General features: G+C 31.0%; 17 protein-coding genes. 4 read left to right on the top strand and 13 right to left on the bottom strand.

The features are described from left to right. Positions 1-136 precede the first annotated feature (136 nt). The 13 genes from B3R94_RS00585 to ruvX all read right to left on the bottom strand — a co-directional run bounded on the left by B3R94_RS00585 (position 137) and on the right by ruvX (position 13,708). Positions 137-862, bottom strand: a complete 726-nt coding sequence (locus tag B3R94_RS00585) for a hypothetical protein (protein WP_291069708.1) — start codon at positions 860-862, stop codon at positions 137-139. Positions 863-1,025: 163 nt separating this feature from the next. After that, positions 1,026-2,726 (bottom strand): lysine--tRNA ligase, encoded by a 1,701-nt coding sequence (gene lysS, locus B3R94_RS00580; protein ID WP_291097897.1) that lies wholly within the window; start codon positions 2,724-2,726, stop codon positions 1,026-1,028. A gap of 107 nt (positions 2,727-2,833) precedes the next feature. Further along, entirely contained in the window at positions 2,834-3,085 is a 252-nt protein-coding gene (locus tag B3R94_RS00575) for a hypothetical protein (protein WP_291097896.1), read from the bottom strand. Positions 3,086-3,801: 716 nt separating this feature from the next. After that, a complete protein-coding gene (locus B3R94_RS00570; protein ID WP_114999803.1) occupies positions 3,802-4,740 on the bottom strand; it encodes a hypothetical protein in 939 nt (312 codons plus the stop codon). A 31-nt stretch (positions 4,741-4,771) separates the two neighbouring features. Then, positions 4,772-6,148, bottom strand: coding sequence for a DNA recombination protein RmuC (gene rmuC, locus B3R94_RS00565; RefSeq protein ID WP_286496433.1), 1,377 nt, complete (start codon positions 6,146-6,148; stop codon positions 4,772-4,774). Between the two features lie 198 nt (positions 6,149-6,346). Further along, positions 6,347-6,871, bottom strand: coding sequence for a CvpA family protein (locus B3R94_RS00560; RefSeq protein WP_114999807.1), 525 nt, complete (start codon positions 6,869-6,871; stop codon positions 6,347-6,349). Beyond that, positions 6,871-8,031: a cysteine desulfurase family protein gene (locus tag B3R94_RS00555; protein ID WP_125350150.1), complete on the bottom strand. Its 1,161-nt coding sequence runs from the start codon at positions 8,029-8,031 to the stop codon at positions 6,871-6,873. Before B3R94_RS00555 ends, B3R94_RS00560 begins: the two co-directional genes overlap by 1 nt. Before the next feature lie 85 nt (positions 8,032-8,116). Beyond that, positions 8,117-8,935 (bottom strand): DUF4846 domain-containing protein, encoded by an 819-nt coding sequence (locus tag B3R94_RS00550; RefSeq protein WP_291097894.1) that lies wholly within the window; start codon positions 8,933-8,935, stop codon positions 8,117-8,119. 21 nt (positions 8,936-8,956) lie between these two features. Next, positions 8,957-10,948 (bottom strand): excinuclease ABC subunit UvrB, encoded by a 1,992-nt coding sequence (uvrB, locus tag B3R94_RS00545; protein WP_291097892.1) that lies wholly within the window; start codon positions 10,946-10,948, stop codon positions 8,957-8,959. 338 nt (positions 10,949-11,286) lie between these two features. Further along, a complete protein-coding gene (gene mazG, locus B3R94_RS00540; RefSeq protein WP_291097890.1) occupies positions 11,287-12,051 on the bottom strand; it encodes a nucleoside triphosphate pyrophosphohydrolase in 765 nt (254 codons plus the stop codon). A gap of 6 nt (positions 12,052-12,057) precedes the next feature. Next, the gene (locus tag B3R94_RS00535; protein ID WP_291097888.1) at positions 12,058-12,654 is read right to left on the bottom strand and encodes a DUF5606 domain-containing protein; all 597 of its coding nucleotides are present in this window, start codon (positions 12,652-12,654) and stop codon (positions 12,058-12,060) included. A 20-nt stretch (positions 12,655-12,674) separates the two neighbouring features. Beyond that, positions 12,675-13,250, bottom strand: coding sequence for a peptide deformylase (gene def, locus B3R94_RS00530; protein ID WP_286475547.1), 576 nt, complete (start codon positions 13,248-13,250; stop codon positions 12,675-12,677). Between the two features lie 44 nt (positions 13,251-13,294). Next, complete coding sequence (ruvX, locus tag B3R94_RS00525; protein ID WP_038333513.1) at positions 13,295-13,708, bottom strand: Holliday junction resolvase RuvX; 414 nt, start codon at positions 13,706-13,708, stop codon at positions 13,295-13,297. 91 nt (positions 13,709-13,799) lie between these two features. Between ruvX and B3R94_RS00520 the strand changes: the two genes are divergently transcribed. The 4 genes from B3R94_RS00520 to B3R94_RS00505 all read left to right on the top strand — a co-directional run bounded on the left by B3R94_RS00520 (position 13,800) and on the right by B3R94_RS00505 (position 18,464). Beyond that, positions 13,800-14,615 (top strand): 2,3,4,5-tetrahydropyridine-2,6-dicarboxylate N-succinyltransferase, encoded by an 816-nt coding sequence (locus B3R94_RS00520; RefSeq protein ID WP_286475546.1) that lies wholly within the window; start codon positions 13,800-13,802, stop codon positions 14,613-14,615. Positions 14,616-14,746: 131 nt separating this feature from the next. After that, entirely contained in the window at positions 14,747-16,621 is a 1,875-nt protein-coding gene (locus tag B3R94_RS00515; RefSeq protein WP_291097886.1) for a glycosyltransferase, read from the top strand. Positions 16,622-16,674: 53 nt separating this feature from the next. Beyond that, positions 16,675-17,553: an ACP S-malonyltransferase gene (gene fabD, locus B3R94_RS00510; protein WP_280062458.1), complete on the top strand. Its 879-nt coding sequence runs from the start codon at positions 16,675-16,677 to the stop codon at positions 17,551-17,553. Between the two features lie 5 nt (positions 17,554-17,558). Then, entirely contained in the window at positions 17,559-18,464 is a 906-nt protein-coding gene (locus tag B3R94_RS00505) for a GYDIA family GHMP kinase (RefSeq protein WP_286475542.1), read from the top strand. Positions 18,465-18,502 lie beyond the last annotated feature (38 nt).

Raw genomic sequence — 18,502 nt, 5'->3', positions numbered from 1 at the left:
TTAGGGAAGATTACATTAGGAGTAAAACAATGGTTTATTTTGTATTTCTGCTCGAAAGAAATTGAGTGTGTTGGAGTGTTTAGTGAACACTAAGAACTAGTTATAGCATGGATTGTGGTTATATTTAATTATGAAATTATTTGAAATTTATTAACTTGTATAAATCACTTACTTTTTTAATAGAATCGTTATCTAAATAATATAGAAAAAATAGATTATTGTCTATCTCAATAAAACCAGTAACCATGTATGAATTTTCGTTTTTTGATTCAATTAATAAATCAGGTTTATAATCATTGTTAATATCTAACTCAACAATACCTTTTAAAGCATAAAGTTTGGTTTTATGATTTACTATTGAATCTATGAACTTTCCTTTTATATTATAATTAACAACCGTTTTATGTACAAAGAAGTCCTCTGGAAAGTACATTTCTTCATGTTTAGTATTTTTTAAATTATATACTTCAGGACTCCAAAAAAAAGAAGTTTTTTTCATCATTCTTTTATTAATTTCGATAATTTCTCCTAAATTATATATCCTTATTATTGATTTTACTTTATCATCAATTGTTTTAGGATTATATGTGTAATTTAAATTTACTTGCCTTACTTTATTTGATTTGGAATCGAAATTTACTGTAATATTCTTTAAGTTTTTATCGTCAACAATTGAAAACAAGTCAGAATTAAAAGATTTTAGCGATTTAAATTGTGCATTCTTTACAGGTGGAACTTTATAATAAAGTTCATTATAAGATTCAAATTCATAATTATTAAAAGTCTTACGAACTAAATATAATATATAAACTGCTGAAAGTACCAATAATAGAAAGGATAGAAATATAAATATCTTTTTCATTATTAATTTTTATTAAAATATCAATTGTAGTAGCTTTCATAGATACTTTAGTTGTATCCAATCCAGATTCATTATCATAAATATATGAATTAAAAAGAATTAAACATACAAAAAAAGCCCAACCGAAGTTGAGCTTTTAAAATATAGATGAAAGGGTAATAATTTACTCTCCTAAATATGCAACCGTTTTGGTATCACCATTTACAGTTACTTTAGTCAAGTTATATTTTGCTAAATTTTTCATTGATTTGTCCCATTTTTTACCGCTTAAAGCAGCTTTGGATTTTAATTCGTTCAAATCAATGTTTTCGTTAGCTTTTAAAATTCCAATAATCTGAGTTTCTTCTTCTGTCAATTCGTAAGCTGGTGCAGCTTTTTCTGGACGCATTTGAGGGAAGAATAAAACTTCTTGGATAGATGGATTATTTGTTAAGAACATAATCAAACGATCCATTCCGATTCCTAAACCTGATGTTGGAGGCATTCCGTACTCTAATGCACGTAAGAAATCTTGGTCGATAAACATTGCTTCGTCGTCACCTCTATCAGCTAAAGCCATTTGTGCTTCAAAACGCTCACGTTGATCGATTGGGTCATTTAACTCAGAATATGCGTTAGCAATTTCTTTTCCACAAACCATTAATTCGAAACGCTCAGTTAATTCTGGATTATCACGGTGCTTTTTAGTCAATGGAGACATTTCTTTTGGATAATCTGTAATGAAAGTTGGTTGAATGTAATTTCCTTCACATTTTTCACCAAAAATTTCATCGATTAATTTTCCTTTACCCATAGTCTCATCAACCTCGATCCCCATTCCTTTAGCAGCTTCAAATAATTCTGCTTCAGATTTTCCATCGATATCAAATCCTGTAAAATCAATAATTGATTGACGCATTGTTACACGTTTGTAAGGTGCTTTGAAATCAATTTTATGTTCTCCGAAAGTTGTTTCAGAAGTTCCATTAACAGCAATTGCACAATGTTCTAATAATCGCTCTGTGAAATCCATCATCCAGTTGTAATCTTTGTAAGCAACATAAATTTCCATTGCTGTAAATTCTGGATTATGCGTACGATCCATTCCTTCGTTACGGAAGTTTTTAGAAAATTCGTAAACACCATCAAAACCACCAACGATTAATCTTTTTAAGTATAATTCGTTCGCGATTCTTAAATATAATGGAATATCTAATGCGTTATGATGCGTAATAAATGGACGAGCTGCTGCACCTCCAGGAATCGATTGTAAAACAGGAGTTTCTACTTCCATGTATCCACAATCATTAAAGAAATTACGCATTGCTGTAAAAAGACGTGTACGTTTTAAGAAAATTTCTTTGACTTGAGGATTAACAACCAAATCTACATAACGCATACGGTAACGCAATTCTGGATCTGTAAAAGCATCAAATACATGACCTTCGTCGTCAGTTTTTACAATTGGTAATGGACGTAAAGTTTTTGATAACAACGTTAATTTTGTTACGTGAACAGAAATTTCACCCACTTTAGTTTTGAATTCATATCCTTCAATTCCAATAAAATCTCCGATATCCATCAATTTCTTGAAAATTGTATTGTACTCAATTCCTTCTTCAGACGAAGAAATATCATCTCTCGAGATATAAACCTGTACACGACCTTCGCTATCTTGTAACTCAGCGAAAGAAGCTTTTCCCATTACACGAACACTCATCAATCGTCCGGCAAGCTTGACAACCTTTCCTTCTTCGTACTTTTCCTTAATTTCTTTAGAATTAGAAGTTATCACGAATTCTTCGGCAGGGTAAGGCTCAACGCCTAAGTCTCTTAATTGTTGTAGTTTTTCTCTACGAATAATTTCTTGTTCAGACAATTGCATAGTGAATATAATTTATATAAAATGAATGCAAAATTATGAAAAATAATCTTGATTCACGAAGTTTTTATGATTTAATAATGTAAGAATTATCAGTATTGATGCGAGTTTTAGTCTACTAACTCAAAACGGCGCTCTAACGTGTAATCCGTATCTTGAAATTTCACCTTTTTGGTTTCGATACTATACGAAATCCAACCGTTATCTTTGATACGCGAAGTTGTTTTAACGTAATATTTTATGTCGTCTTTCAATCTTTTTTCAGATGGTTGTTCAGAACCTAATTTCGTAGCTAAATCTTTCAAATAGCTGTACCAAGAATTGGCCAACCAATCTTTATCGGCTTGCTGAAAACTTGACATAATATAATTGGTTTGCAAAACTCCAATCTCATTCAATTTCAATTCTGTTGTCGCTGGAGTNNAATTGACGAATGTCTTTGTCAAATAACTTAACAATATTTTCTTCTGTAGAATAGTGTTGAAGATTCTTTTTGATTAACGCAATCGCAGTAGGATTATCCAAATATTTATTCTCTAAATCTTCTGAAGATAAAACCAATTGTTTAATCGTTTTATCTAAATCTGTATAACCTAAAAATCGTCCGTCTTGATCTATTTTAAAGGAAATCGAAACATTATTAACTAACGAAAAAGGATTATTTAAAAATGATTTTGAATTGAATTGTATATTTCTGAAATTCCACTTTACAATGGTTTCATTTTGATAGACATTTTCAACCTGAATAATAACGTTATAAGTATATTGTTCTTGATGTGAAATCGTGTCATCTTCCAATTTCACCTCACTTGTTGTTACATTATATCGTTTCTCGTTTCCAATATTCCAATATGTTTTCGGGAAAATAATCGTTTCCTGTGGTGCATTAAAAATAGTATCATTTTTAACAACCGGTGAAATTGTATCTTGAATAGGATCTTGGGCGAATATTTTTATCGAAAAAAATAGAAAAAACAGATAATATGTAAAGTTAATTTTCATTTATAAGCAATCAAACTAATTCAAAAATAGAGCAAATTATCTAAAATGAAGTTTGAAATTCGTTAAAAAATAAAATTTAGTCATTTAAAAGTTTTATACTTAATTGATTAACTGTTTTCTTAGAACCTATGTTTAAGCTAAATAAATATTCAGATTTGATTAAAATTGAATTCAAATCGTATGTATTTTCATATTTTACTTTTAATTCAACTGTTTCTGAATATTTTTTGATTTCTTTTTTTACCTGTTCTTGCGACAAATTCAGTTTAGCGTCATTCAACATATAATACGCCATTTCTTCCCATAATTTCTCAAAATCATCTTTGCTCAAATTTTGATCAGAAGCAATTGTGTACGTACCTTTTTCTTTGTTGATGTCTTTTAGATAAGTGTTTGTTGTCGAAGAAATTGGGAATCCAAAAATATTTTCTTGTACCGATTTTCCTTCATACGTTTCACCTAAACGAAAATATTGTCCATTAAAATAATTGAAAACATGAATTTCTTGCTCAAAAACATACGGAACATACGTTTTTGATTTGACCATTTCTTCGATGTATGCAATATTTGCCTTATAATCATCAGATTTTTTGCGCTGTTTGCCAAGTTTATCTGTTATTTTAAGCAATTTTTCTTCAATCTGAGGAACATTTAATAATTCTAAAAATTCTCCAGAAGGATTTGTTGTGAATTCGTATTCTATTCCTTCAGAATTATTGATAAAATCGCGGTAAAATTCGTCAGGATCATTGGATTGATTTTTACCATTTACAAATGTATACTTATTGGCAAAATCATTCTTGTCAACCAATTCCATCGATTTATTTGATTGGTTGATGACTTTAGACACCGTGTCATTTACAGATATCGAAAAGTTACGATCTGTAAATGAGTAGTTATATATTTTGTTTAATTCTAAATTTGGTTTTACCTGTACAGATTTTTCTTCAAAATTCACCTGCGCAAAAATAGCAGGAGAATATAGTAAAATCAAGGTAAATAGGCTTGTTTTCATTCTCTCTAAAAGTTGTACAAATATAGAATGATTATTGAATATCCAAGTTATTTATTGAACGAATCATTGTATCAATTGGCTTAGTTTCCGAAATTTCTTTTTCCATTAAAGTTCCACCGATTTCTTTCAGCTTTTTAACCTGCGGAATAAATCGATTTTCTAGCGAACCTATAGCTTTATTGTAACTTTGGGTTGCTTGGTTTAGGTTATGACCAACCGTAGCCAAATGTTGTATTAAAACATTCACACGATTGTATAACTCTATTCCAGCATCTCGCATTTGATATATATTTTCCGCAACATTTAATTGTTGCCAGCTAAACGCAATTGTGCGAAGCATTGTAATCAAAGTAGTTGGTGTTGCAATAATTATTCTATTGTTTAGTGCATCTTCTATCAAAGTTCGCTCCAATTCTAACGCAGCACCAAAAGAACTTTCAATTTGCAGATACATCACCACATAATCGGGTGCTTCTGTGTATTGATTCCAATAAGCCTTAGAACTCAAATTCTTTAAATGTTCGCGTACAGCTTTCGCGTGCATTTGCAAATGATGTTTTCTCAAATTTTCATCTTCCGTTTCGAACGCAAGCATATATTGGTTTAACGGAACTTTAGAATCGACAATAACTTTTCGATTTCCAGGAAGATTAACGATTAAATCCGGGCGAAGCAAACCATTTTCGGACTGAACAGAAGTTTGTTCTTCAAAATCACAAAAAGATGACATTCCAGCAAATTCAACGACACGACGCAATCCAATTTCTCCGTATTTTCCTCTTGTGTGTGAAGTTTTAAGAGCAGAAACTAATGTATTGGTTTCTTTTTGCAATTTATCAGTTGTACCACGCATTGAATCTAAGAAAACTTTAATTTCTGAATAAGCGCCTTCTCGAGCTTTTTCTATTTCGGATATTTTTCCGTCAAATTTATTCAAGCTTTCATTTAATGGTTTGATTAACGAATCAATCGCTTGTTGACGTTTTTCTAAATCGTTTTGAGAATTAGAAAAATGTTTATCCAATGTTGTTTTCGCTAAATCAAGAAATTGTTCGTTATTACTTTTCAAAACTTGAGCTGAAAGTGCTTCAAATTGCTCTTTTAATCGTTCATTGGTTTCGAGCATAAACGATTTTTGCTCCTCCACAGCTTTCATTGCTTCTTGATGGCGAACCGTTAATTCTGTATTTTTTTCGCGCTCTTTTTGCCATTGATCCAAATTGAAATTTGCATCATCTTTTATTTCGATAAATTCATTTTTTAGCGAATCATATTGTTTCTGAAGTTCTTGGTGTTTTATTTCATTTCCAATTATGGCTGAATTTGCTTTCGACTTTGAATATAAAAAACTGATAACGGCTCCAATGATAAAAAAAAGGATGGATGAAAGTATGATAGCGCTGTTCATAATCTTAAAATTTAAACAAAGGAACGATTTTATACGACACAATATGTCGTTATTAAAAATAAAATCATAAAAAAACGACTTCTAAGAATCGTTTTTCATCTTAAATTAATTGTTTTGATCTCTTTAGATAATTTTTGTGCCTTTTATAAAATTAATGTTAAGAAAAAAGACAGCTTGAAAAAAGCTGTCTTTGTATGATTATAAATGAATAGAATCTTGGGATTCTGTCCTTAAATTATCTTTTGTTTCGAAGATAGAATTTTTGATGATTTGAGAACTTTCGTTCAAAATTGGTAAAATCTGGCTTTCGTCTTTTGTTTCTTTAAATCCTAATTCTAAAATCGGATCGATATAATACAAAATACTTGATGTTAAAAGTAAAGAGATTATTAATCCTAAAGCCGCTCCACCAAATCGATTAATGATTCCTAAACCAACTGCTTCTACTGTTTTTTGTGTTAAACTTGACGCTAATTTTATTGTGAAAAAAGCAATTGCAAATGTAATAACTAACGCAACCAAAGAAGTTAAGCTATCTGCAACAATGTTGTAAGAATCGACATAAACTTCGATGATTTGATAAAATTTAAAACTTAACCAAATTGCTACAAAAAAACCGACTAACCCAATTAATTGAGAAATAAAACCTTTGAAAAATCCGTTGATAAAACCAAAAGCTAACGCAATTAAAATCAGAATATCAAGTTGATTGAAATCAGTCATTAAGCGTTTTGTAATTGATGTTTTTCAGCGATTTTTTTCAATGTTCCAACTAAGACATCAATATCTTCTTTAGTTGTTTCGTATGAAAAAGATACACGTAAAGGCGTCATTTGATCAATTTCTTCTTCTGTGTACAATGTTTGCATAACTAATGAAACTTTTGCTGCACCAGAACTGCAAGCACTTCCTTGTGAAACAGCGATACCAGCTAATTCTAATTCGAATCCGATTAAGGCATCATGAAATGGTAATTTGATGCTTAATAATGCATACAAACTTTTGTCTAAATCATCTGATAATCCATTGAAAGAAACGCCTGGAATAGCTGCTTTTAATTGATCGATTGTATATTGTTTAATTTCTTTGATGTGATTAACATGAGCTTCTAACTCATCAATTGCTAAATCAAAAGCTTTTGAAAGTCCAACAATTCCGTATACGTTTTCGGTACCAGAACGCATTCCTCTTTCTTGTCCTCCTCCAGCAATCAAGGCTTTTAAATGCGAAGCTTTTTTTGCATATAAAAATCCAGCACCTTTTGGTCCATGAATTTTGTGTGCTGAGCAAGAAGCGAAATCCATTCCCAAATCTTGGAAATCTAAATCGTAATGACCAACTGTTTGCACCGTATCTGTGTGGAACAATGTATTATTTTCTTGACACAATTGCGAAATACGTTTAATATCTGTTAAATTTCCAATTTCGTTATTAGCATGCATCAAAGAAACCAATGTTTTTTTAGATTGATCTTTAACTAATTCCTCTAATTGAGCATAATCAATGTCTCCATTTTTTTGAATATTGATGCGGATTACTTCAACTTTTCCACGATATTCTAAATCTTTGATACTTTCTTGTACGCATTTGTGTTCCATATCCGAAGTAATGATACGTGTAACATCTAAATCATTTACACAAGAACGTATAATCGTATTGTTAGATTCTGTCCCACAAGAAGTAAAATAAATTTCGGCAGGAGAAATATTTAAACGCTGCGCAATGTTCTTTCGAGCCATTTCTATAAGTGCCTTGGCTTCTCTACCAAAAACGTGGGTAGAAGATGGATTTCCGAAAACATTTTTCATCACATTTGCCATTTCGTCAACTACTTCTGGACGAATTGCTGTGGTTGCTGCATTGTCTAAATATACTCTTTGCATTATCGATTATTTACTGTATTGTTGTTTACTTTGAGGTTTTGAACAACAAATTTAAGTAAAATGTAAGGATTGAAAAAGTAAAATGTTATTTAAAACGCATCAAGTCCGAAGACAAAAATCTCCACTCAGGTGTAAGAAGTATGCCTTCTTTTGCAATATACCATGGTGAGATTAAATCGTTGCTTGGATTAGAAAGAATATGAATGTCTTGACTTGGATAATAACTTTGAGCCAAAATGAATATATTATTCCCATTTTTATCTTTCGCTAAATCAATTACCATTACAGCATGACTTTTTATATTTCCCTTTTGAAAAAATACATCGCCAATTTGAATCTCTTTGATAGAGATTGGTTTTAATAATTCAGCAATTGTATTTGAATTTGTATTTTCTAAATAATAGATCAAATATTGCATGTATTTCGTATGAGAATAATCTCCTTTTACATAGTCAGTGTAAGGAATTGGCTTTGTAGAAATTTTAGACAATTTATCTATTTCATTGTATTTTTTCGAACGGAAGAAATACTCTAAACGCAAACTCATCATCGCATTTGCATTAAACTGTACATTTTTTTTGGGTTGTTCTAAATCTAAAACTCCTACATATATATTTGGATTAGATTTTTTTTGACCATCAAAAGAATAAACAGGCGTATTGTTATTTTTTAAGGATAAATTATTTAACCATTTTCCAAAACCCGTATAATTTTGATTTCTACTAAATTTTTCAGGAGTATCAAATCTCTTGAAAATCTTTAATTCACGTGTATGAACTAAACTACTTTCTTCATTTTCAAGCAATTCATTATTTGAAGATGATTTTAAAATCTGTGTATTACAAGATGATAAAATGGTAAAAAACGATAGAGTTAAAAAAAATGTATTCTTAAAAATTTTCATTGAAATGTTGAAAAAAACGTATTAATCTTGAGTTAAAAGTTGAATTTGATCTCTTAATTCGGCTGCTTTTATAAAATCTAAATTTTTTGCAGCTTTTTCCATTTCTTTCTGCAATTTCTGTACCAATTTCTCTTTATCTTGTGTCGAATAATTTTCGTTAATCTCCGCTGCTTGTTGTATCAAATGTTTTTGTTCGTAAGGATTTTCTTCAAAATCTGCTGCAGCTAAACTTAGTTTCGTGATTTTTTTATTTAAAGCTTGCGGAACTTTATTGTGATCTTTGTTGTATTGCATCTGAATTTCACGACGACGATTCGTTTCATCAATTGTTAATTGCATACTATCCGTAATTCTATCTGCATACATAATTGCCAAACCATTCACATTACGCGCTGCACGACCAACCGTTTGCGTTAAAGAACGATGACTTCTTAAAAAACCTTCTTTATCAGCATCCAAAATTGCTACTAGAGAAACTTCAGGTAAATCTAAACCTTCTCTCAAAAGATTAACTCCAACCAAAACATCAAATAATCCAGCGCGTAAATCAGCCATAATCTGAACACGTTCTAATGTATCCACATCAGAATGAATATAACGACATCGAACGCCATATTTTGTCAAATATTTCGTTAACTCTTCCGCCATTCGTTTCGTTAAAGTAGTGACCAAAACACGTTCGTCTAACTCTACTCGTTTATTGATTTCTTCCATCAAATCATCGACTTGATTTTGTGTTGGACGAATTTCAATAATTGGATCTAATAATCCTGTTGGACGAATGACTTGCTCTACAACAACTCCTTCCGATTTTTCTAATTCATAATTCGCAGGTGTTGCTGAAACATAAATCACTTGATTTTGTAAAGCTTCAAATTCTTCGAATTTTAACGGACGATTGTCCATCGCAGCAGGAAGTCGGAAACCATATTCTACTAAATTCTCTTTGCGCGAACGGTCTCCACCATACATTGCATGAACTTGAGAAACTGTAACGTGCGACTCATCAATCACCATCAAATAATCTTCTGGGAAATAATCTAATAAACAGAACGGGCGAGTTCCTGGATCGCGACCATCTAAATATCTCGAATAATTCTCGATTCCTGAACAGTAACCTAATTCTTTAATCATTTCCAAATCAAATTCAGTACGTTCTTGCAAACGTTTTGCTTCGAGATGTTTTCCTATTTCATGAAAATACTCAACTTGTTTTCCTAAATCGATCTGAATATCAGCAATTGCGCCATTCAATGTATCTTTAGAAGTCACAAAAAGATTAGCTGGATAAATATTAATTTTATCTAATTTAGTTGAAGTTTTACCTGTTTCAACATTGAAAACAGAGATTTCTTCGATTTCATCACCAAAGAAATTAATTCTGATTCCATCATCCGCATAAGCAGGAAAAATATCTAATGTATCACCTTTAATTCTAAAATTTCCACGTTGAAAAGCACCTTCTGTTCTCGAATATAGAGCTTGAACCAATTTATGTAAAAAAGCTGTTCTCGAAATAATTTGCCCCGTTTCAATCTGAATCACATTTTTATGAAATTCTGTTGGATTTCCAATACCATATAAACACGAAACCGAAGCCACAACCAAAATATCGCGACGACCAGAAAGTAGGGAAGAAGTGGTACTTAAACGAAGCTTTTCTATCTCTTCATTAATTGATAAATCTTTCTCGATATAGGTTCCTGATGAAGGAATGTAAGCTTCTGGTTGATAATAATCGTAGTATGAAACGAAATATTCGACAGCATTATTCGGAAAAAATTCTTTGAATTCCATATACAGCTGCGCCGCCAACGTTTTGTTATGCGCCAAAACCAAAGTTGGACGTTGCACATCTTGCACAACATTCGCGATTGTAAATGTTTTACCAGAACCTGTAACACCCAAAAGTGTTTGATAACGATCATTATTTAGAATACCATTTGATAATTCTTCAATAGCTTTTGGCTGATCACCGGTTGGCTTGAATTCAGAATTTAATTGAAACTGCATTTCACAAATTTACAAATTATTCAGATAAAAAAGGGTTGTTATGAATTGTGATTTTAAATAGAAGTTGATAAAAAATAAAAAGGCGACTTTAAGTCACCTTTTCATCAAAACCACAAAAAAATGAGAAAACTGTTTACTTAGTAAACAAACTTCCTTCCATTATTACAAGCTATTGCCCGCTATAACCATTGCAAATATATGTCGGTTTTCTGTGCGTGCACAATAATTTGTAATACTTTGTTTTATTGGTGTCGATAAAAGTTATTTATAATAGTGTTAAAACGTCTGATTACAACGTTTTCGTGAATTTGAATAAAATTTATAGTGTCTAGTTTACACTAGCGAATTTTCGCTAAATTCCATAAATTATCTAATTCAGAAATGGTTAAATCAGCTATGTTTTGACCATTTTCTTTCGCGATTTCTTCTAATTTCTGAAAACGTGTGATAAATTTTTTGTTCGATCTTTCTAAAGCATCTTCAGAATTGATACCATTAAATCGTCCATAATTAATCAAAGAAAACAAAATATCACCAAATTCCATCTCTTTATCTGTTGGATTTTGTTCTTCTTTAAATTCATTAATTTCTTCGATAATTTTATCAAAAACTTGATCAGAATTTTCAAATTCAAATCCAACACCTTTTACTTTGTCTTGAATTCGATACGCTTTTACCATTGCTGGGAGTGAAGTAGGAACGCCAGAAAGTACAGATTTGTTACCTTCTTTTAGCTTGATTTGTTCCCAATTTTGAAGTACTTTTTCTTCTGTATTTGCTTCTACATCGCCATAAATATGTGGATGACGATGAATTAATTTGTCACAAATACCATTTAAAACATCAGCAATATCGAAGTTATTTTGTTCTGATGCGATTTTAGAATAAAAAACTAGGTGAAGAAAAACATCACCTAGTTCTTTTTTTATTTCATCCGAATCTTTTTCGATTATAGCATCCGAAAGTTCATAAATTTCTTCGATAGACAACGTACGCAGCGTTTCCATTGTTTGTTTACGATCCCACGGACATTTTTCACGTAATTCATCCATTATATCCAACAATCTTTCGAAAGCCTGTAATTGATCTTTACGTGTATTCATCTCTAATTATTCAGCGTCTTTATCTTTTTTTGCTGTTGTTTTTTTAGCAGCAGTTTTTTTAGCTGGTTTTTCTTCAGCGTCTTTTTTGTCAGCAGCCTTTTTAGCAGGAGCTTTCTTTTTTGGTTTTTCTTCCACAGCAACTTCTTCTGTAGCTTCTACTTTAGCAACAGGAGCTTCTTGCGCTTGTTGAGCAGCCATTGCAGCTTCTACAGCAGCTAAGTCGATGTTTAATAATCCGTTTTTGTGTAAGATATTATACCATTGGAATAATTTTTTCAAATCAGAATCATAAACTCTTGAATCGTCATATTCTGGTAAAACTTCTTCCATATATTTACGCAATTCTGCACCAGAAGTTTTGTAATCGATCGTTTCTCCTCCGTTTTCTTTTTTGTAAATTCTGAAGAAAACTTCAGCCAAAGGAAATTCTTGTGATACTCCGTAGATTGCAACGTTGTCTAATAAACTAACATTGTAGTTAGAAGCGATTGAGATTTTTTTACCTTTTTCTAAATCTTCAACAACAAAACCACCTCTTGTTTGAGAAACTAAACGGTATAATCCTGGTTTTCCTGAAATTGCGATAACTCTTGATAAATCCATATTCTATTATGTTTAAGGGTCTATGAAGGGAATTTCATTTTGTAACTCGTGTTTACTTTCCCTTTTGTTATATTTTTTAATTTATTACTTATTAATTTCTTTTTAAAGCTCGAAATATAGTCAATAAAAAGCTTTCCTTCCAAATGATCGTATTCGTGTTGAATAACTCGAGCGCGAATATCCGAAAAAGTTTCGGTATGTTTTACCCAATTTTCATCAAAATATTCTAAAGTTACCGATTCTGGACGTGTTACATCTTCGTGAATGTGAGGAATACTCAAACATCCTTCTGTAAAAGCCCATTCATCACCTTCAGAACTACCGATTTTTTTTGGATTGATGAAAACACGTTTGAAATCTTTCAACTCATTCTGTATATCTTCATAATCTTCATCTTCCTCAAAAGGAGAGCAATCTACAATAAATAAACGTATATCTTTTCCGATCTGTGGCGCCGCGATACCAACTCCGTTAGAGTCGTACATTGTATCGAACATATTTTGGATCAGTTCTTGTAAATTTTTATAATCTTGATCGATTTCTTGTGAAACTTTACGTAAGACAGGATCTCCGTAAGCTACAACTGGTAATACCATTTTCTGATCTTTTTTTATTAATTTAACGGCAAAGATACAATTTGTTATAGTTTATGTGATAAAAATGATTGTAAAATTATTACGGCACTCACTTTATCGACCATTCCTTTTTCTTGACGTTTTTTCTTTTTCATTCCTCCAGCAAACATTGCTTGCGAAGCCATTTTTGAGGTAAACATCTCATTTTCACGATGAATTTTAATCAACGGAAATTGTTCAGAAAATTTTTTCAAAAAAGGTTGAATTTGATTTTCAATCTCATTTAATTCTCCTGAAAAACGAACAGATAATCCAACTACAAGGTCAGAAACGTTTTCTTTCTCGATATATTGTTTCAAGAAATCCATCAATTTTGATGTATCAATTGTATCAACTGGCGAAGCTATAATTTGCAATTCATCGGTTACGGCAACGCCTGTTCTTTTTCCTCCGTAATCTAACGCTAATATTCGTGACATTTGGCAAATTTAAAAAAACGATTCAATAATAAATAATCTCTATGAAATCCCTTGATTATAATTTTTATATTTGTGGCTATTATTAATAAAGATGGAGAATTTAAAACAAATCATAGAAAAAGCTTGGGACAATAGAGAATTGTTACAAGATAATGCAACACAAGCTGCAATTCGTGAAGTAATTGAGTTAATCGATAACGGACAATTACGTTGTGCGGAACCAGTTGGAGAAGATTGGCAAGTAAACGAATGGGTAAAGAAAGCAGTTGTAATGTATTTCCCAATTCAGAAAATGGAAACGTTAGAAGCTGGAATTTTTGAATACCATGACAAAATGGAATTGAAACGTAACTATGCTGAAAAAGGAATTCGTGTTGTTCCAAATGCTGTTGCTCGTTATGGTGCGTATATTTCTTCTGGAGTTATTTTAATGCCTTCTTATGTAAATATTGGTGCGTATGTGGATGAAGGAACAATGGTTGATACATGGGCTACTGTAGGTTCTTGTGCTCAAATTGGGAAAAATGTTCACTTATCTGGTGGTGTAGGAATTGGCGGAGTTTTAGAACCATTGCAAACTGCTCCAGTAATTATCGAAGATAATGCATTCATTGGATCTCGTTGTATCGTTGTAGAAGGAGTTCGCGTAGGAAAAGAAGCGGTTTTAGGAGCAAATGTTGTTTTAACAGCATCGACTAAAATTATTGATGTAACAGGTGACGAACCAATTGAAATTAAAGGTTATGTTCCTGCTCGTTCAGTTGTAATTCCAGGTTCTTACACGAAAAAATTTGCTGCAGGTGAATACCAAGTTCCTTGTGCTTTGATCATCGGAACTCGTAAAGAGTCTACAGATAAAAAAACTTCATTAAACGATGCATTGCGTGAGCATAATGTAGCGGTTTAATTAGAATAAAATTTTATAAAATATAATCCTCAGCAGTTTTGTTGAGGATTTTTTTATTTTCGAATCAAACATATTTTAGTAGTTTTGCTTTATAACTATGTTTTATGAAAATTTTGATTATCCAACACAAGATGATAGGCGATGTTTTAATCACATCATTGTTGTGCGAAAATATCAAAAAAGCTTATCCAAATGCTATTGTTGATTATTTAATCAATAGTAATACTTTGCCTGTTTTAGAGAATAATCCGTACATCAATCATAAAATTGTTTTTGACGAAAAAGAAAACAAAGGCTTGATGAATTTGATTAAATTTTCTAAAAAAGTTAATCAAAATAAATATGATGTTGTCATTGATGCTTACTCAAAATTACAGAGTTGGGTAGATGTTTTTATCAATAATGCACCGAAAAAAATATCGTACAAAAAGATTGGAAGAACGTTTTTGTATACAGATAATGTAGAAAAACATGACGAACCAAATTCATATTTAGGTTTAGCAATCGAACATCGTTTGTCTTTATTGAAGCCTTTAGGAATTGAAACGCCTTTGGCTACAGAACCAAAATTATATTTAACAGAAGAAGAAATAAATTTTGCGAAAGATTTATTCACAAAACATCAAGTTGATACAACGCGAAAAACAGTTATGATTAGTTTGCTTGGTTCTGATCTTTCAAAAACTTATCCGTTGAATGAAATGGCAAAAATGGTTGATTTTATTGGTCAACATTATAATGTCAATATTTTATTCAATTATTTTCCGAAACAGTTACCGCAAGCAAAAGAAGTATATAATCAATTATCTGATGAAACCAAATCGAAAGTTTATTTTGAATTGTTGGGTAATGATTTGCGCGAGTTTATTGCAATTGCAAATGAATGTGATGTGATTGTTGGAAATGATGGAGGTGCAATTAATATGTCCAAAGCTTTAGGGAAAAAATCATTTATTATTTTTTCTCCTTGGATTGATAAAAAAGTTTGGGCAACTTTCGAAGATGGAATTAATCACACAAGTGTTCATTTGAAAGATTATTTTCCTGAAAAACTTGGAGATTTAAACAATCGTCAAATAAAAAAACAAGTAAATGAATTTTATTCAATATTTGATTTCGAGTTGTTTAAAGAAAAGTTAGAAAATTTTCTAAACAATAACTCATTGGATAGGCAATTAATAAGTAATAATAACGTTGAAATAGAAACTAAAAAAGAATATTCTATAGAATCAATGTCTACTAAAATTTCAGCTTTACTGATTACTTATAATGAAGAAAAAAATTTACATCGTTATTTAAATGATGTAGATTTTGCTGATGAAATTATTATTATTGATTCTTTTAGTACCGATAAAACAGAAGAAATTGCTCGTCAAAATCCTAAAACTAAATTTGTAAAACGTAAGTTTGATAATTTTACGAATCAACGTAATTACGGACTTTCTTTAGCAAAAAATGATTGGGTTACTTTTTTTGACGCAGATGAAGGAATCCCACTAGAATTAAAAAAAGAAATTGTTTCGGTTTTTAATCAGCAACCTACTTTTGATGCATACTTTGTTTATCGAAAATTCTTTTTTAAGAAGAAGCATATTAAATATTCGGGCATGCAAAATGATAAAGCTGTTCGAATTTTTAAAAAATCTAAATCTCAATATAAATCAGATAGAATGGTTCATGAGATTATAGAATGTAATGGTAGAACAGGTTATTTAACAAACAAACTTGATCATTTTACATTTGATAATGAAGAAGAATATTTAGATAAACTGAATAGTTATTCACGTTTGCGAGCACAAGAACTTCGTCTTAAAAATTTGAAACCATCATTTTATCATTATACCATAAAACCTGCTTATCGTTTTTTAAATTATTTCGTAATGAGACTTGGTTTTTTAGATGGAAAAGATGGTTATACAATTGCAAAATTACACGCAATTTCTGTTGCAAATCGTTATAAATATTTAGACGAAATTTATAGAAAAGAAAATCAAAACTTAGGTTAAATAAAGAAGTTTAAGATTTTATTATACATTTGTCATACATTAAAAATAATACAATGAAAGCATATGTTTTTCCAGGACAAGGTGCTCAATTCTCTGGAATGGGTAAAGACTTGTACGAAAATTCTGAAATCGCAAAAGAATTATTTGATAAAGCAAACGAAATCTTAGGATTTGATATAAAATCAATTATGTTTGAAGGTTCTGCAGAAGACCTAAAACAAACAAAAGTTACGCAACCTGCAGTTTTTTTACATTCTGTTATTTTAGCGAAAACTTTACCAGATTTTAAACCAGAAATGGTTGCAGGACATTCTTTAGGAGAAATTTCTGCTTTAGTTGCAAATGAAACGTTAGATTTTGAATCTGGATTAAAATTAGTGTACAAACGTGCTTTAGCAATGCAAGCTGCTTGTGAAGCTAATCCATCAACAATGGCTGCAATTTTAGGATTAGAAGACAAAATTGTTGAAGATGCTTGTGCAGAAATTGATGGAGTTGTAGTTGCTGCAAATTACAATTGCCCAGGTCAATTAGTGATTTCTGGAGAGATTGAAGCGGTTAACGTAGCATGTGAAAAATTGAAAGAATTAGGCGCAAAACGTGCTTTAGTTTTACCTGTTGGTGGAGCTTTTCATTCGCCTTTAATGAAACCTGCGGAAGAAGAATTAGCAAAAGCCATTGAAGAAACAACATTCAATACGCCAATTTGTCCAGTATATCAAAATGTAAGTACAACTGCCGTTACAGATCCTGCAGAAATCAAGAAAAACTTGATTGCACAATTAACTGCTCCTGTAAAATGGACGCAATCTGTACAAAATATGATTGCTGATGGTGCGACTGAATTTATTGAGGTTGGACCAGGAAACACTTTACAAGGTTTAGTGAAGAAAATAAACAGAGAGGTTGCGACTTCTTCGGCACAAATCTAAAATAAATGAAAACATACCGTTCCAATGGAAAATTATTCCTTATCGGGGAATATATTGTAATTGATGGAGCGAAAGCATTTGCATTGCCCACGAAATATGGGCAATGTTTGTTTGTAGAAAATTCATCAGAAACAGAAAATTTAATCACTTGGAAAGCGACAAAATTTGATAATTCTATTTGGTTTGAAGCTGAAATTAGATTGAATGATTTAGAAATAATTTCTTCTACAAATGATAAATTAAGTCAATCATTACAAATGATTTTAAAGCAAGCTAAATCGTTAAATCCTGATTTTTTCAATTCTAATAATAGTTATCAATGTTTAACGAAGTTAGAATATCCGCAAGAATGGGGATTGGGAAGTAGCTCGACTTTGATTGATTTGATTAGCCAATGGATTGAAATAAATCCGTTTGAATTGAATCAATTAACCTTCAATACAAGTGGTTATGATATTGCTTGTGCACATCGTCATCAACCGATTTTGTTTTCGAATAATCCAATTGAAGTAGAAGATTTAGAATTGAATTGGAATTTTAAAGATCAACTTTATTTTGTTTATCTTAATCAAAAGCAAGATACGCAAGCCGTTGTGGGAAATCATTACAAAAACAAACCAAAAGATTGGAAAATGATTCAGGATCTTTCTGATTTGGTTGTAAAAGCAACTAAAGTTGAACATTTATCTGATTTAAAATCTATTTTGGATGAATATCAAGAGCGATTAAGTGATTTTATGCAAATTCCGCAAGTTAAAGAATTATATTTTCCAGAGTATTTAGGAACTGTAAAAAGTCTTGGAGCTTGGGGAGGAGATTTTGTTTTGGTGACCTATAGAGAAGGAATGCACGATTATTTTAAAGAAAAAGGATATGAGATAATTATTCCATTTTCTGAAATGATAAAATAACAAAAAAGCAGATTTGATTTTAAATCTGCTTTTTTGTT

It is taken from the genome of Empedobacter sp. UBA7611 (genome assembly GCF_002484365.1).
Lineage (GTDB): Bacteria > Bacteroidota > Bacteroidia > Flavobacteriales > Weeksellaceae > Empedobacter > Empedobacter falsenii_B.
The sequence above is the reverse complement of the archived record's forward strand: the minus strand, read 5'-3'. Positions and strand labels throughout refer to the sequence as shown.

What these genes read in the sequence shown, in the direction of transcription:
- B3R94_RS00515 (WP_291097886.1), top strand. Translation starts at nt 14,747, where the DNA reads ATGATAGGCGATGTTTTAATCACATCATTGTTGTGCGAAAATATCAAA.
- uvrB (WP_291097892.1), bottom strand. Translation starts at nt 10,948, where the DNA reads ATGCAGTTTCAATTAAATTCTGAATTCAAGCCAACCGGTGATCAGCCA.
- B3R94_RS00560 (WP_114999807.1), bottom strand. Translation starts at nt 6,871, where the DNA reads ATGACTGATTTCAATCAACTTGATATTCTGATTTTAATTGCGTTAGCT.
- ruvX (WP_038333513.1), bottom strand. Translation starts at nt 13,708, where the DNA reads ATGTCACGAATATTAGCGTTAGATTACGGAGGAAAAAGAACAGGCGTT.
- mazG (WP_291097890.1), bottom strand. Translation starts at nt 12,051, where the DNA reads ATGAATACACGTAAAGATCAATTACAGGCTTTCGAAAGATTGTTGGAT.
- B3R94_RS00570 (WP_114999803.1), bottom strand. Translation starts at nt 4,740, where the DNA reads ATGAAAACAAGCCTATTTACCTTGATTTTACTATATTCTCCTGCTATT.
- fabD (WP_280062458.1), top strand. Translation starts at nt 16,675, where the DNA reads ATGAAAGCATATGTTTTTCCAGGACAAGGTGCTCAATTCTCTGGAATG.
- B3R94_RS00550 (WP_291097894.1), bottom strand. Translation starts at nt 8,935, where the DNA reads ATGAAAATTTTTAAGAATACATTTTTTTTAACTCTATCGTTTTTTACC.
- B3R94_RS00520 (WP_286475546.1), top strand. Translation starts at nt 13,800, where the DNA reads ATGGAGAATTTAAAACAAATCATAGAAAAAGCTTGGGACAATAGAGAA.
- B3R94_RS00555 (WP_125350150.1), bottom strand. Translation starts at nt 8,031, where the DNA reads ATGCAAAGAGTATATTTAGACAATGCAGCAACCACAGCAATTCGTCCA.
- lysS (WP_291097897.1), bottom strand. Translation starts at nt 2,726, where the DNA reads ATGCAATTGTCTGAACAAGAAATTATTCGTAGAGAAAAACTACAACAA.
- B3R94_RS00575 (WP_291097896.1), bottom strand. Translation starts at nt 3,085, where the DNA reads ATGTCAAGTTTTCAGCAAGCCGATAAAGATTGGTTGGCCAATTCTTGG.
- B3R94_RS00535 (WP_291097888.1), bottom strand. Translation starts at nt 12,654, where the DNA reads ATGGATTTATCAAGAGTTATCGCAATTTCAGGAAAACCAGGATTATAC.
- B3R94_RS00585 (WP_291069708.1), bottom strand. Translation starts at nt 862, where the DNA reads ATGAAAAAGATATTTATATTTCTATCCTTTCTATTATTGGTACTTTCA.
- B3R94_RS00505 (WP_286475542.1), top strand. Translation starts at nt 17,559, where the DNA reads ATGAAAACATACCGTTCCAATGGAAAATTATTCCTTATCGGGGAATAT.
- def (WP_286475547.1), bottom strand. Translation starts at nt 13,250, where the DNA reads ATGGTATTACCAGTTGTAGCTTACGGAGATCCTGTCTTACGTAAAGTT.
- rmuC (WP_286496433.1), bottom strand. Translation starts at nt 6,148, where the DNA reads ATGAACAGCGCTATCATACTTTCATCCATCCTTTTTTTTATCATTGGA.